Source organism: Actinomyces graevenitzii C83 (assembly GCF_000239695.1).
GTDB classification, from domain to species: Bacteria; Actinomycetota; Actinomycetes; order Actinomycetales; family Actinomycetaceae; genus Actinomyces; species Actinomyces graevenitzii.
Genome location: NZ_JH470338.1, coordinates 605,390 through 619,381, shown reverse-complemented (window position 1 = coordinate 619,381; position 13,992 = coordinate 605,390). Strand labels below are relative to the sequence as shown.

At 56.8% G+C, this 13,992-nt stretch carries 11 protein-coding genes; 8 read left to right on the top strand and 3 right to left on the bottom strand.

Annotated elements, in window-relative coordinates:
• The first annotated feature begins 66 nt into the window (after positions 1–66).
• From HMPREF0045_RS02725 to HMPREF0045_RS02705, 5 genes are all read left to right on the top strand, one after another.
• A complete protein-coding gene (locus HMPREF0045_RS02725) occupies positions 67–618 on the top strand; it encodes a pyroglutamyl-peptidase I (protein ID WP_005985263.1) in 552 nt (183 codons plus the stop codon).
• Complete coding sequence (gene coaE, locus HMPREF0045_RS02720) at positions 618–1,277, top strand: dephospho-CoA kinase (RefSeq protein WP_005985261.1); 660 nt, start codon at positions 618–620, stop codon at positions 1,275–1,277. The genes HMPREF0045_RS02725 and coaE overlap by 1 nt, the downstream gene beginning before the upstream one ends.
• A 39-nt stretch (positions 1,278–1,316) precedes the next feature.
• Positions 1,317–3,404, top strand: coding sequence for an excinuclease ABC subunit UvrB (gene uvrB, locus HMPREF0045_RS02715; RefSeq protein WP_005985259.1), 2,088 nt, complete (start codon positions 1,317–1,319; stop codon positions 3,402–3,404).
• Positions 3,405–3,674: 270 nt separating this feature from the next.
• Positions 3,675–4,730 carry a TerC family protein gene (locus tag HMPREF0045_RS02710; RefSeq protein ID WP_005985257.1) on the top strand — a complete coding sequence of 352 codons (1,056 nt, stop codon included), beginning with the start codon at positions 3,675–3,677 and terminating at the stop codon, positions 4,728–4,730.
• 106 nt (positions 4,731–4,836) lie between these two features.
• Positions 4,837–7,479 (top strand): cation-translocating P-type ATPase, encoded by a 2,643-nt coding sequence (locus HMPREF0045_RS02705; RefSeq protein ID WP_005985256.1) that lies wholly within the window; start codon positions 4,837–4,839, stop codon positions 7,477–7,479.
• A gap of 90 nt (positions 7,480–7,569) precedes the next feature.
• Here HMPREF0045_RS02705 and HMPREF0045_RS02700 read toward each other — a convergent pair whose 3' ends face one another.
• Positions 7,570–8,592, bottom strand: a complete 1,023-nt coding sequence (locus tag HMPREF0045_RS02700) for a LacI family DNA-binding transcriptional regulator (RefSeq protein ID WP_005985254.1) — start codon at positions 8,590–8,592, stop codon at positions 7,570–7,572.
• A 168-nt stretch (positions 8,593–8,760) separates the two neighbouring features.
• On the opposite strand from HMPREF0045_RS02700, the gene HMPREF0045_RS02695 reads away from it, so the two are divergent.
• Genes HMPREF0045_RS02695 through HMPREF0045_RS02685 form a run of 3 tightly spaced genes read left to right on the top strand, consistent with a single transcriptional unit; the run spans position 8,761 to position 12,464 of the window.
• The gene (locus HMPREF0045_RS02695; RefSeq protein WP_005985252.1) at positions 8,761–9,972 is read left to right on the top strand and encodes a sugar ABC transporter substrate-binding protein; all 1,212 of its coding nucleotides are present in this window, start codon (positions 8,761–8,763) and stop codon (positions 9,970–9,972) included.
• Positions 9,973–9,981: 9 nt separating this feature from the next.
• Complete coding sequence (locus tag HMPREF0045_RS02690; protein ID WP_005985250.1) at positions 9,982–11,559, top strand: ABC transporter permease subunit; 1,578 nt, start codon at positions 9,982–9,984, stop codon at positions 11,557–11,559.
• Positions 11,559–12,464, top strand: coding sequence for a sugar ABC transporter permease (locus tag HMPREF0045_RS02685; protein ID WP_005985248.1), 906 nt, complete (start codon positions 11,559–11,561; stop codon positions 12,462–12,464). Before HMPREF0045_RS02690 ends, HMPREF0045_RS02685 begins: the two co-directional genes overlap by 1 nt.
• Before the next feature lie 65 nt (positions 12,465–12,529).
• Here the strand turns inward: HMPREF0045_RS02685 and HMPREF0045_RS02680 are convergent, their stop codons facing one another.
• Together HMPREF0045_RS02680 and HMPREF0045_RS02675 are read right to left on the bottom strand one after the other, a co-directional pair.
• Positions 12,530–13,501 (bottom strand): bile acid:sodium symporter family protein, encoded by a 972-nt coding sequence (locus HMPREF0045_RS02680; RefSeq protein ID WP_005985246.1) that lies wholly within the window; start codon positions 13,499–13,501, stop codon positions 12,530–12,532.
• 165 nt (positions 13,502–13,666) lie between these two features.
• Positions 13,667–13,951 (bottom strand): YciI family protein, encoded by a 285-nt coding sequence (locus HMPREF0045_RS02675; protein ID WP_005985244.1) that lies wholly within the window; start codon positions 13,949–13,951, stop codon positions 13,667–13,669.
• Between the last annotated feature and the right edge of the window lie 41 nt (positions 13,952–13,992).

The window sequence follows — 13,992 nt, the reverse complement described above, 5'->3', positions numbered from 1 at the left end:
CCACTAGAGCCTACTTAAGGCGCTATAACTAGTTGACTAGCTTTTAAGCGGTGCTAGGGTGAAACCATGACGCGCGCGCTTATCACCGGATTTGAACCCTTTGGACCCAACCCGGTAAACCCCACCCAAGCCCTAGTAGAGCTCCTACAAGCTAACTACTCTGGCAGCGGCCTAGAAGCACAGCTACTACCAGTAACCTTCACTGGCGCTCGCGGACGTATCCAGGCCCTGATTGAAGCTAAACGCCCCCAGATTGTTTTATCTTGCGGGCTTTACGCCGCCGCCAGGCAGCTGCATGTTGAACGCATCGCGGTTAACGAGCAAGAAGGCCAAGACAACAGTGGTTTTAGCCCCACCCGCTCTGCGGTAGACCCCGCCGACGCCGACGGCCTGTTTGCCACTATCAACACCTGTGCCCTGCTAGGTAAGCTAAAAAACGCTGGCTTTGACGCCGCCATCTCCTGGCATGCGGGCACCTATGTTTGTAACACCACGCTTTACAGCGCCATCCAAGCCACCAAAACCTATGGGGCTAAAGCCGGGTTTTTGCATGTACCCACCGACGTGGACGTACCTAAACTAGCAGCCACACTGGCCGCCTGGGTGGAAGAAAACTAATGGTTTTCATTGTCGGCCTCACCGGGGGGATAGGTAGCGGCAAAACTAGCGTCGCTAAACTCTTCGCCACCTGGGGCGCCACCGTCGTCGACGCCGACCAAATCGCTCACAACCTACTAGCCCCAGGCAGCAAAGCCCTAACCCAGGTAGCTAAGCGTTTTGGGGCCGACATTATTGATGATAGCGGCCAACTAAACCGGGGCGCCCTAGCTAAAATCGTCTTCACCAACCCCGCCGCCCGCACCGACCTAGAAAACATCACCCACCCCCTAATCGCCGCCCAAGCCTGGAGCCAGCTAACCCAAGCTAAAACCCCCATCGCTATCTATGACGTGCCCCTACTAGCCGAACAAGCCCTAGAAGGCAACCTACCGCCCTACGACGGCGTCGTCGTAGTAGAAACCGAACTAAACACCCGCCTGCAACGCCTAAACAAACGCGGCCTAAACCCCACCCAAGCCAAAGCCCGCATCGCCAACCAAGCCAGCGACACCCAACGCCGCCGCGTCGCCGCCCAAGCCCCCCACCACTGGATCATCACCAACAACACCACCCCCGCCGAGCTACAAACCCAAACCAAAAAAGTCTGGCAAGCCATCAACGCCCTAACCCAAACCACCACAACCCCAACAAGCCACACAGCTGCGCGCCCAGAATAAAACCACCACCCCCACCCAAACCCCCCATAAAATAGGGCCATGCCAGACCTGCGCCGCGCCCAAAACCCCTTCAAAGTAATCAGCCCCTACCAACCCAGCGGCGACCAACCCCAAGCCATCGCCGAAATCACCAAACGCCTAAACGCAGGCGAAAAAGACATCATCCTCCTAGGCGCCACCGGCACCGGCAAATCAGCCACCACCGCCTGGCTAATCGAACAAATCCAACGCCCCACCCTCATCCTCGAACCCAACAAAACCCTCGCCGCCCAAATGGCAGCAGAATTCCGCCAGCTCCTACCCAACAACGCCGTCGAATACTTCGTCTCCTACTACGACTACTACCAACCCGAAGCCTACATCCCCCAAACCGACACCTTCATCGAAAAAGACTCCTCCATCAACGACGAAGTAGAACGCCTACGCCACAGCGCCACCAACTCCCTACTAACCCGCCGCGACACCGTCGTCGTCGCCTCAGTCTCCTGCATCTACGGCCTAGGCACCCCCGAAGAATACGTAGCCCGCATGGTACCCCTCCAAGTAGGCCAAGAAATCGACCGCGACACCCTCCTACACAAATTCGTCGCCATGCAATACACCCGCAACGACATCGACTTCACCCGAGGCACATTCAGAGTACGCGGCGACACCATCGAAATCATCCCCATGTACGAAGAACTCGCCATCCGCATCGAAATGTTCGGCGACGAAATCGAAAACCTAGCCACCCTCCACCCCATCACCGGCAACGTAATCAACCAAACCAACAACGTCTACATCTTCCCCGCCTCCCACTACGTAGCCGGCGAACAACGCATGAAACAAGCCATCCAAGGCATCGAAACCGAACTCACCCAACGCCTCAAAGAACTCCAAAAACAAAACAAACTCCTCGAAGCCCAACGCCTCAAAATGCGCACCACCTACGACCTCGAAATGCTCCAACAAGTAGGCATCTGCTCAGGCATCGAAAACTACTCCATGCACATCGACGGCCGCCAACCCGGCCAACCACCCCACACCCTCCTCGACTACTTCCCAGACGACTTCCTACTAGTCATCGACGAATCCCACGTCACCATCCCCCAAATCGGCGCCATGTACGAAGGCGACGCCTCACGCAAACGCATCCTCATCGACCACGGCTTCCGCCTACCCTCAGCCGCCGACAACCGCCCCCTCAAATTCAACGAATTCGAACAACGCATCGGCCAAACCCTCTACCTATCCGCCACCCCCGGCAAATACGAACTACAACGCTCAGACACCCCCGTAGAACAAATCATCCGCCCCACCGGACTAGTAGACCCCAAAATCATCGTCAAACCCACCCAAGGCCAAATCGACGACATCCTCAACCAAGTCCGCCAACGCGTAAACAAAAACGAAAGAATCCTCATCACCACCCTCACCAAACGCATGGCCGAAGACCTAACCACCTACATGGCCGAGAGAGGCATCCGCGTCGAATACCTACACTCAGACGTAGACACCCTACGCCGCGTAGAACTCCTACGAGAACTACGCCAAGGCACCTACGACGTACTAGTAGGCATCAACCTCCTACGCGAAGGCCTAGACCTACCCGAAGTCTCCCTAGTCGCCATCCTCGACGCCGACAAAGAAGGCTTCCTACGCTCAACCACCTCACTCATCCAAACCATCGGCCGCGCCGCCCGCAACGTCAGCGGCGAAGTACACATGTACGCCGACAAAATCACCCCCGCCATGCAACAAGCCATCGAAGAAACCCAACGCCGCCGCACCAAACAAATCGCCTACAACAAAAAACACGGCATCAACCCCCAACCCCTACGCAAAAAAATCGCCGACGTCACCGACATGCTCGCCCGCGAAGACATCGACACCCAAGACCTCCTCGCCACCGGCTACCGCAACAACCACAAAAACACCCAACCCAAAAACACCAAAACCCCCCGCGACACCCCCCAAACCACCCCCAAACCCAACGCCACCACTACAGACCTAACCAACCTCATCGAAGAACTCACCCAACAAATGCACACCGCCGCCACCAACCTCCAATTCGAACTCGCCGCCCGCCTACGCGACGAACTAAAAGACCTCAAAAAAGAACTCCGCACCATAAACCAAGTCAGCTAAACCCACCAAACACACCCCCAAACACAAACAACCAACCACCCACCCACAACCACACAACCCACAACCAACCACACCACAACCCAAAACCCACCACAGTTCAAAACCCACCCGCGCTCGCGGTATAGTTAACAGCGACCATAAGGGGAGTACTTCCACTAACAACGACGTCGTCATCACGGTTTGCAGCAGGCAAGCCCGGCGTCGCGGGCCCAGCTAAGCGGGCGGGAGGAGACCTTCGATACCTGCGACACGTACCGGAGGAGCACCTAAGTGCACGTCCATTTGCTTGGCTGGATTGGCCTAATTGCCATCATCGCTGCGCTGATTACGGTGGACATTGTGGGCCATGTGCGCAAACCGCACGCCCCCACCATGAAAGAAGCCACCACCTGGTCTATTGGCTATATCAGCCTGGCAGTGCTGTTTGGGGTGCTGGTGTGGGCCATCTACGGGGGCCAATATGCTGGCCAGTTCTATGCCGGCTGGCTCACCGAGTGGTCTTTGAGCGTAGATAACCTGTTTGTTTTCATCATTATTTTGGGTGCCTTCAGGGTGCCGCGTGAATACCAGCAAAAAGCCCTGATGTACGGCATCATCATTGCCCTGGTGCTGCGCTTTGTCTTTATTGCCTTGGGTGCGGTGCTGATCTCCCAGTTCAGCTGGGTTTTCTACCTGTTTGGCGCGTTCTTGATTTACACCGCTATCAACCAGGTGCGCGAAGCTATCAGCAAAAAAGATGAGGAAGAGGACGAGGAGTACCACGAAAACACCTTCACCTCCTGGGTACGTAAGCTGGTGCCCACCACTGAGGGTTTTGTAGGTAACCGCCTGGTTATTAGCCACGGTGGCCGGCTGATGATCACCCCGCTGCTGCTGGTGATTATCGCTTTGGGTAGCGCGGACTTGATGTTCGCTTTTGACTCTATCCCCGCGATTTTCGGTTTAACCCAGGAGCCCTACCTGGTGATGGCCGCTAACGCTTTCTCGCTGCTGGGCTTGCGCCAGCTGTTCTTCTTGATTGACGGGCTGCTGGAGCGCCTGATTTACCTGTCTTACGGCTTGGCCGTGATTTTGAGCTTCATTGGTTTCAAGCTGATCAACCACGCCCTGCACGAAAACGACCTGTCTTTCCTTAACTCCGGTAAGCCCATTGAGGTTGTGCCCGAGCCTTCAAACCTGCTTTCTCTGGCAGTGATTGTGGTGACGCTGGTGGTTACGGCGGTGGCGTCGCTGCTGGCCACGCGCGCTATGCAGCGCAAGCAGGGACCGCTAAGCCAGGCGGTTAGCGCCGAGTCTGGCCGCCGTCACATTCCTGAAGCTGACTGAAGCTAACTGGCTGAGGGTGCTGGCTGGCCGAGGGGGTTGGCTGGCCGAGACTAAAAGCTAACTGGCCGAGGCTAGCAGCCAACTGAAGCTGACAGAGAGGAAAAATATGAGTGCGCGAGTGGGTCACGCTTCCTATACGCCGCCTGCAGTAGACGAGCTTTATTTAGCTCAAGGGCTTAGTTTTAAACAGGTGGCCCAGGCGCGCGCCGCAGACGAAACTAACGAGTTTGATAACTCTTCTTCGCGCTCTATAGTCGCGATTTTGCGGGCGAACGTATTTACAATTTTTAACGCGATCTTGGCTAGCGCCGTGGTGGTGGTGCTGGCGGTAGGCTCTTGGCAGGATGCCGTATTCGGTTTTGTACTGCTACTAAATACGCTTACCGGCACTATCGCGGAGCTGCGAGCTAAACGCGCCCTGGATAATTTGGCGGTGTTAGCGGCCCCAGCGGCGCATGTTATTCGCGATGGGGAAGCTAAAGACATTGAGGTTTCCCAGGTAGTACTGGGGGAGTTGCTGGAGCTACGTAGCGGCGATCAGGTGCCCGCAGATGGCCAGGTGCTTAGCTCTAATGGCTGCGAAATTGATGAGTCGATTCTTACTGGCGAATCGGTGGCGGTGCGTAAGCACGAAAATGATCAAGTTCTAAGCGGCACTACCGTCATTGGTGGTAGCGCCCGTATCCGCGTCACGGCAGTGGGGGAGCACTCCTACGCTAACCGCTTGGCTATGGAGGCCCGTAAATATTCAGTGGTCACCAGCGAGCTACAAGAGGGCACTAACCGGGTGCTGACCTGGATTTCTTGGGTTATTGTGCCCATGACGCTGCTGCTGCTGTGGTCGCAGCTGCGGGTCGCGGGCGGTATTAGCGGCTCACTTGACAGTGGCCAGTGGAAGGCCGCAGTGGTGTTGGCTGTGGCCGGAGTGGTGGGCATGGTGCCTCAGGGCTTGGTGCTGCTAACTTCGGTTAACTTCGCGGCAGCAGCCATGACTTTAGCCCGACGCAAAGTGCTGGTGCAGGAATTGCCGGCGGTTGAGGTGCTGGCGCGCGTGGACATGCTGTGCCTAGATAAGACCGGTACGCTCACTAGTGGCGCGGTGGAGCTTGACCATATTGAAAGCTGCTTGGGTTCTGCTTGCGCTGGTGGTGATGGTGGCGTTCCCGCTGCTGGCAAGGTTAGTGCCGACGCCGCAGTGGCGCTTGGGGTTGGTGTCGACGACGCCGCTGGGGGTAGCACTGGGACTGGCTCTGGCGCCGTCGTCCCTGCCAGTGGCGACGACGCCGCTCGGGCTGCCTTGGCCTATCTGGTGGGTGGCAGTGAGGCTAACGCTACCGGCAGCGCTATCGCCGCTGGACTAACCGGCCTTGAACCAGCCCAGGCTCGCTACGCGATTGCTTTTAACTCCGCCCGTAAATGGTCGGCAGTGCAAACCTCGGCGGGAGCCTATGTTTTAGGCGCCCCAGAAATCGTGCTGGCTGGTAGCACTGGCTCAGGCAGCACGGAGGCGGACAATGGGGAGTCTGACGGCACTGGCTTAGGCAGCACTGACAACGCCGCACTGGAGCGAGTCAAAGCTCTGGCGGGCACGGGTAAACGTGTGCTGGTGCTAGCCCACTCAAACCAGGCGCTAGATCAAAGTGAAAACCCCACGCTACCAAAAGATCTAACCGCCGCCCTGTTGGTGGTGTTAGCTGAGCAGGTGCGTCCCGACGCCGCCCAAACCCTGGACTATTTCAAGCGCCAAGGCGTGGCAGTGCGAGTAATTAGCGGTGACAACCCGGTTACTGTGGCCGCTATTGCTGCGCACCTGGGTCTACGTAACCCCGACGGTGGCGAACCGGTGGGGGTTGATGCCCGCACCCTGCCCGCCATTGAAGACACCCAGGCTTTAGCTGACGCGCTCGAAAAACACACCGTGTTTGGGCGCGTAACCCCGGAACAAAAACGCGCCTTCGTTAACGCCCTTAAATCTCGCGGCCATACTGTGGCCATGACCGGCGACGGTGTCAATGATGCTTTGGCGCTTAAAGACGCTGACCTGGGTATTGCCATGGGTAATGCGGCCCCAGCCACTAAAGCGGTCTCGCGCCTGGTGCTGCTTAACTCCCAATTTGATGCCCTGCCCTCAGTGGTGGCTGAAGGTAGGCGCGTAATTGCCAATATGGAACGCGTAGCCTCACTGTTCCTAACCAAAACCACCTGGGCGGCGCTGCTGGCGGCAGTAGTGGCTATAACTGGGTTTGTTTATCCCTTCCTGCCACGTCAGCTGACCATTGTTTCTTCGCTAACCATTGGTATTCCAGCCTTTGTACTGGCCCTGGCGCCCACTAATCAGCGTTACCATGCAGGCTTCTTGGGCCGTGTGCTGCGCTTGTCTGTGCCCGCCGGCGTGATTGTGGTGGTTGGGGTGCTGTGTGCGCGGCTAACCTTGATTTTGATGGGGTCCAACCGTAACCAAATCAGTTCGGTATGTACCCTGGTGCTTGTGGCCGGGGGACTGTGGCTGCTGTCTTTGACGGCGCGCCCCTGGGTGTGGTGGCGAGCCTCGCTAGTGGCCCTAATGAGCACAGCTGCTTTAGCTGTGGTGCTGCTGGCGCCGCTACGCAGCTTCTTTGACCTGGCAGCGTTAACCGCAAACTCTTGGCTGGTGCTCGCCTGCGCAGCAGGGATAGTGTGCGCGGCTCTAGAAACCCTAGGGCGCTACAACGCCGCCCGTGCGCAAAACAGGCAGTCCCACGGGGTCTAAGCTGGTGCGGCGCCTAAGCTGGTGGGAGCTTAGAGTACAAAGGGGTCAACTTTTAGTTGGCCCCTTTAGCGTGGTTAGGGACGTCTGCGTTTAAGAACGCGGTCGCATTGGCGCGGTAGAGGAGCGTACCACCAGGTCAGGGTTGTAAACGTAATCCTCATGGACAAGCGTGCGGGCTGAACCTATAGCGTCAAACAGGGTTTGCACGGCCGCGTTAGTAATGGCGTTAACCGGTTGACGCACAGTAGTTAGAGCCGGGTCAGTATGGCTCATAAGGAAAGTGTCGTCATAACCCACTACTGAGACGTCGTCGGGAACGCTCAAGCCGGCGTCGCGCAAAGCCCGAATTACCCCCAGCGCCTGCATGTCAGAGCCGCACACTACCGCTGTAGCCCCGGCGCGAATAAGCGGACCAGTAGCCGCCGCCGCAGCCTCATAGGTGTAGAAAGTCTCTGCTGTTAACGGGTCTTCTACGTCAAATAGCTCGCTCATAATCTCACGGAAGGCAGCTAGTTTCCGGGCTGAGGGAACCACATGGGAGCGGCCGGTCAGCAGGGCAATATTGCGGTGCCCCAGCTGGGCCAGGTGACCTACCGCAGCGCGGATCCCGGCGGCGTCGCCAGTAGAAAAGTCTGGGGCGGCAATTTCTGGGCGGGCGCCATTAATAGTCACAAATGGAATACGCCGATCCGTTAAATCCTGATAGCGGTTAAGATCGCCTAAATAATCAGCGTGACGTCCAGAGACAAAAATAATGCCGTCAACATCGTGAGCAATAAGTGACTCAAGATGGTCTAGTTCTGAGGTAGCGCCGGGAGTTTGTGAACGTAGCATGGCCACCCCACCAGAGGCGGCAATAGCGTTTTGCAGGTTATGGGCGAAAGCCGCAAAAATTGGGTTGGTCAGCTCAGGTAAAATCACTCCCACATTCGGAACGCCGCTGGTAGGCTCTAATACAGGGCGCTCATAGCCCAACTCATCAATAGCGGTAAGTACTTTAGCCCTAGTCGCTTCGGAAACTTGACCCACCCCGTTGAAGACACGCGATACGGTTGCAGTAGAAACCTGCGCACGTGCAGCAATGTCTGTCATACGAGTGCGTTGCTTCGACATTGAAGACCCTCTCTAAATGCGGGGCTATTTCAGGGGAAACTTACCTAACCAATATAGCAATTAAAAATCTTTAAAGAAAACTGTTGCAGAAACGTTTCAGGGCGTTTACAGTGGGGTTTAGGTCGGCCGCTAACGGGAGTAGGGCGACACGCAACAACAGGAGTTGACATGCGACGTGGCATAGCGGCGCTTGTAGCCATGATCATGACAGCCTCACTGGCTGCCTGTGGTGGCTCAACTAGCGCTACTAAAAACCAGTCTGACGCAAGTACAGCTGTACTTACTGTCTGGGCTGATGATACGCGATATACCCAGATTCAGGAACTGGCAAAAGACTTCACCGCTTCCAGCGGCATTAAGGTCAATGTGGTCCAAAAGTCCGAGTCGAACATGGACCAGGAATTCATTACTCAGGTTCCCACTGGCAAGGGCCCTGACGTCACCGTAATGGCCCACGACAAGCTAGGTTCCCTAGTTTCTAACGGTGTAGTTGCACCCGTGGACCTAGGTGAGAACAAAGACAAGTTCTCCGAGGCTGCCATTGCGGGTGTAACCTACGACGGTCAGACCTACGGTGTGCCCTACTCGGTAGAGTCTGTGGCCTTGGTGCGTAACAACAAGCTCACCACCGCCACCCCCAAGACCTTCGATGAAATGATTAGCGCCGGTAAGAGCGCCGGTGTTAAGTACCCCTTCATCGTGCAGATGGGCGACAAGGGCGACCCTTACCACTTCTACGCCTTCCAGACCTCGTTTGGTGCTCCCGTATTCAAACAGGGTAAGGATGGTTCCTACACCAACCAGCTGGCGCTAGGTGGCCAAAACGGCCAGAACTACGCTAACTGGCTGCGCACCCAGGGTAAGGCTGGTATCTTCAACCCCTCCATCACCTCTGACATCGCCAAGGAAGCCTTCCTCAACGGCCAGTCACCCTACATTGTGACCGGCCCCTGGAACGTCACCGACTTCCGTAAGGCCAACATGGACATCACCATCCTGCCCATTCCTTCTGCTGGTGGGCAGCCGGCTCGACCCTTCGTTGGTGTACAGATGTTCTACCAGTCCTCCAAGACTAAGAACCCCGTGCTGGTAGCTAAGTTCTTCGAGTTCTTGCAGACCAAGGCTGCTCAGGCCAAGCTGCAGAAGCTTGGTGGCCGTGTACCGGCCATGAAGGAAGTAGCCAAGGAAGTTACCGACCCCGACATTAAGGCCTTCGCGCAGGTGGCCGGTGAAGGTGTGCCCATGCCGGCAATTCCGGAAATGGGTTACGTATGGGACTACTGGGGCACCACCGAGGTTGACATTGCCAACGGTAGCCAGGCTCCCCAGGCTGCATGGAACGCCATGATCAAAAACATCGAGTCCAAGTTCAAGAAGTGAGTGCGGATAATGGCTGACACTAAGAAGCAGGCGAGCTATTCGCCTTCACATGCGCGCGACGTTATGCGCCCTGGCTTCATTGCCAAACTAGTTTTGATGATGCTCATCGACGCGCTAGGCCTCTACGGTCTATTCGCGGCCTGGGCTGCTGGCTCCACCGCCATCGCCGTCACCATGGTGATCGGCCTAATCATCATCAACTGGGTTTACTTCTCCAAGCGGATGCTGCCCGCCAAGTACCTGGTTCCCGGCATGGTATTCCTGCTGGTCTACCAGGTGTTCGTAATGGGCTACACCGGTTACGTGTCGCTGACCAACTACGGTCAGGGCCACAACTCCACCAAGGACGATGCCGTCAACTCGATCCTGGCTGCCGGTGAGCAGCGAGCCGAGGGTGCACCCACCGTGCCCACCGCCGTCGTCGAAAACGGTGACAAACTACAGCTGGTAATCCGTGACGCAAAAACCGGCAAGCTTATGATCGGTGACGCCAAGACCAAGCTAAAGGATGTTGACGGTCAGTCCACCGCCACCGCCATTACCTCGGTTAATGGCCACAAGATCCTAACCTTCGACCAGATCGTAGCCCGTCAGGACGAGGTAGCTAAGCTACAGGTTCCGGTTAGCGATAAGGCTGCCGACGGTCACTACAAGACCACCGACGGCACCCACGGTTACCTGGCCAAGTCCATCTACAGCTACGACGCTAAGAGCGACAAGCTGACCAACACCCACACCGGTGCGGTCTACCAGGCTGACAACAAGACCGGTGTCTTCAAAGGCGCTAGCGGCGTTGAGCTCAAGCCCGGTTGGCGCGTATTCGTAGGCACCAAGAACTACACCGAAATGTTCACCGGCTCGGAGCTGGCAGGGCCTTTCGTTAAGGCACTGATCTGGTCCTTCGTGTTCTCCCTGGTGTCGGTACTGTCTACCTTCGCGCTGGGTCTGTTCCTGGCCATGGTCTTCCACGACAAGCGCGTAAAGGGCCGCAAGATCTACCAGTCGCTGCTGATCCTGCCCTACGCCTTCCCGGCCTTCCTATCCACGCTGGTATGGCACGGTATGCTCAACAAGGACTTCGGTTTCATCAACCAGTTCTTCTTCGGCGGTGCCCACATTCCGTGGCTCGAAAACGGCTGGCTGGCCAAGCTCTCGATCCTGGGCGTGAACCTGTGGCTCGGTTTCCCGTACATGTTCCTGGTGTGCTTGGGTGCCCTGCAGTCCCTGCCCAGTGATGTGGAAGAGGCTGCCAAGATGGACGGCGCTACTGGTCTGCGTACCTTCTGGTCAGTTAAGCTGCCACTGGTACTACAGTCCACTGTGCCGCTGCTGATTGCCTCCTTCGCATTCAACTTCAACAACTTCTCGTTGATCTACATGCTCACGGGTGGTGGCCCCAACTACAAGAACATTTCGGTTCCCGTTGGTGAAACCGACGTGCTTATCTCCATGGTTTACAAGATTGCCTTCGCCGGTGGCTCGCCCAACTACGGCCTGGCATCAGCCATGTCTATCTTCATCTTCGTGGTGGTGGGCGTAATCGCCTGGCTCGGCTTCCGCCGTACTAAGGCACTGGAGGAACTGTGATGGCTAAGACCAAGAAAAATCAGCCCAAGCTGCACACTGCCATCACCGGCAAGCGCTGGTGGCAAGAAGTAGGCTGGCGCCACATTGTGGGCGTGCTGGCAGTTATCTACTGCCTAGTGCCACTTATCTACGTGGTTTCGGTGGCTCTAACGCCGCGCGCCACTTTGACCGGTGGACTGTTCAAGAACTTCCAGTTCTCCACCATGTTCGAAAACTTCACCGCCCTGGGCGCGGGTAAGTACTCCGTGTTCTGGTCCTGGATCCTCAACTCGCTGATCGTGTCTTCTGTGACCGCTGTGGGTACCGTGCTGATGGGTGCGGCTGCGGCCTACGCCTTTAGCCGTTTCCGTTTCCGTGGCCGTCGCGGCACTCTGACCGGCCTGCTGCTGATCCAGATGTTCCCGCAGATGCTGGCCTTCGTGGCACTGTTCCTGTTGCTGCTGGGCCTGCAGGATGTATTCCCGGCTCTGGGTCTGAACTCGAAGCTAGGTCTGATCTGCGTGTACCTGGGTGGTGCGCTGGGTAGCAACACCTTCCTGCTCTACGGTTTCTTCAACTCCATTCCGCGTGAGCTCGATGAGGCTGCGGAGATCGACGGCGCCTCGCACGCCCAGACCTTCTGGACCATCATCATGCCGCTGGTGCTGCCGGTACTGGCCGTGGTGGGGCTGCTGAGCTTCATCTCCTCCTTCGGCGACTTCGTGATTGCCCGCGTAGTGCTGCAGACTCAAGACCAGTACACGCTGGCTGTGGGTATGTACGCCTGGGCTTCGGACGCACGTAACGCCCCGTGGGGTATCTTCGCTGCTGGTGCGGTAATCGCGGCTGTGCCCGTGGTGCTGCTGTTCCAGTACCTGCAGAAGTACATTGTTTCTGGTCTGACCGCCGGTGCGGTTAAGGGCTAGTAGCTAAAAGTTAAGGAGGCCTCGGCATTTTGCCGGGGCCTCCTTGCTGTATGCGGGCAGTTTTTTTATTCGCTGGTTTGTGTGGGGGCTATGTGGGCTTCGAGCCAGCTGGCTAAAGCTGAGCAAATAAGTAGCTGTAGCTGGTGGAAACAGATCATAGGGACGGCCACGGTAGCTGCCATGGCGGGGGAGAACATGGCCCCAGCTAAAGGTAGGCCGGTAGTTAAAGATTTCTTTGAGCCGCACATGAGTAGTGAAACTCGGTCGCCGTAAGCAAATTTAAGGGGTTTGCCTAGGTACCAGGTGCAGGCCAAGGCCAGCGCCAACTCCACCACAATAGCCACTAGCATCAGCCCAATTTGCCAGGCTTTCACGGCGGTCCAAACATGCAGGCGCATAGACTCGCTCATAGCTGCAAACACAATCAGCCAAATAACCGCCTGGTCATATTGACGCAAAGCCATCTTGTGGCGACGCACATGGCTACCCACCTTAGGTTCAACCAACTGTCCTAGGGCAAAGGGCACTACGATCTGCACAAACACATCCACTAGTCCAGAGGCATTAATCTGCCCGCCCTGACCTAAGAACAGCAAGGCCAGCAGGGGGGTGAGCACCACCCCAGCAATAGTGGAGATAGTGGCGGCGCATACTGAGGCGGCAATATTGCCGCGCGCAATCGACGTCATCGTCACTGAGGACTGCACCGTGGAAGGCAGCAAACCCACAAACAGTAACCCCAGTGCCAAAGTGTGACCTACCAGCGGCGAAAAGGCGGTGCTAGTAGCCCAAGCCAGCAGTGGGCACAGCCCAAAGGTGGCCAGCAAAATAGCGCCCTGTAGCTTCCACGAACGCAACTCTTTAAGCACGTCACGGCTACGCAGGCGGGCGCCGTAAAGGAAAAACAATAGAGCAATAGCCCAGATCTTTATTTCATCTAGCACCTTGGCTACGGCGGTGGGCACAGGAATTATCAGTCCCAGTACTGCGCAAGAGACAATGCCGATAATAAACGGATCAATTTTAAAGCGCTGCATATTTTTAGTTTCTAATCTGGACAAGAACTAGTGGGAAAGAATCTAGGGGCGCAGACACTGCGAGGGGCAAGCAGGGTGGGGCACAGGCACTACGGGAAACAAACACTGCGGGGGACAAAAAATGATTCTGGCCAGGTTGCCCTGGCCAGAATCTGTATCGGTAGCTCAGGCCTCGATCTGGCCGATCACCGGGTTCCACTGACGCGGGGTACGCTTAGCGATGAAACCGGCCTGGTTGAAGGGGTCGCTTTCAAGCAGCTCTAGGGCGGCCTCAGCGGACTCTGCACGCACCACAATCAGGGCGTCGTGAGTGCCTACATAAGGGCCGGCGGCAATGAGTTTGCCCTGCTCAGCCAGCTCCCCATTGAAAGCGCGGTGAGTGGGGCGCACCTGCGCCATTTCCTCGTCACGGTCAGTTACATAGTTGTATTCAACTGCGAAAATAGCCATAGCCGCATTCTACGCGGAAAACTGTGAGTTTACCTCGAACA